The 919-nt window shown below is 66.9% G+C and carries 1 protein-coding gene; it reads left to right on the top strand.

Annotation, left to right across the window (positions count from 1 at the left end):
• Positions 1 to 144: 144 nt before the first annotated feature.
• Positions 145 to 919 (top strand): FG-GAP repeat domain-containing protein (locus ETD86_RS54535; RefSeq protein WP_138674410.1); only part of this gene is annotated, 775 nt, incomplete at its 3' end.

Here is a 919-nt window from a genome sequence, read left to right as displayed (position 1 = left end):
GGCACACCGACGGCAGCCTGTACGCCTACCTGAACAAGGGCACCCCCGGCGCCCCGAACATCGCCACCAAAGTCACGATCGGCACCGGCTGGAACGCCATCACCCGCCTGGCCGTCGTCAACTGACCACGATTAAGGACGAACCGTGCCCAGGAAGCTCGTCTTACGCATCGCCCTCACCACCGCGGCCATCACTGCCCTGGCATTGACCGTCACGGCCACCCCCGCGATCGCGAATCCGGAGCCGAGTCCCACGACGGCGTCGGACGTGACCGCCGCCTACCAACTCGCGGAGTGCGACCCGGACGGCCCCACGTCGGCCGACGCTGCGCTGGCGACCCAGCTCAACAGCTCCCTGCAGGCCAAGATGCGGGGCTACATGTCGGCCTACCGGGTGTCGTGCGCACGGATGGTGATCAAGGCTGTGCACGACCGCGGGCTGGATCCGCGGGCGGCTGTGATCGCCATCACGACCGTGATCGTGGAAACCAGCATCCAAAACATCAGCGAACAGGTCGACCACACCAGCCTGGGCCTGTTCCAGCAGCAGGACTGGTGGGGTAGCCGGGAGGAACGGCTCAACCCGACCATCGCGACCAACAAGTTCCTGAGCACGATGCTCAGGGAGTATCCGAACAACACTTGGATGACCGCGCCCGTCGGCGAGGTGTGCCAGAAAGTGCAGATATCGGCGTACCCGGAGCGGTACCAGCCACAGGCCGGCGACGCACAGATCATCGTCAACGCCATCCTGCCCTACGTCAGGGGCAACCCCGCCCAGCCGGAGGATGCCACGGGTGAGGCGGTCGACTTCGATGGGGATGGCCGGCCGGATCTGGTGGGGACGTTGGCGGATGGCACGTTGCGTGCCTATCTGGGGACGGGGTCGCCGGGTGTGCCGGGGGTGGCCGGCAGGGGTG

Origin of the sequence: Nonomuraea turkmeniaca (assembly GCF_005889735.1) — a bacterium.
GTDB classification, from domain to species: Bacteria; Actinomycetota; Actinomycetes; order Streptosporangiales; family Streptosporangiaceae; genus Nonomuraea; species Nonomuraea turkmeniaca.
This window is presented reverse-complemented; position numbering and strand designations above follow the sequence as displayed.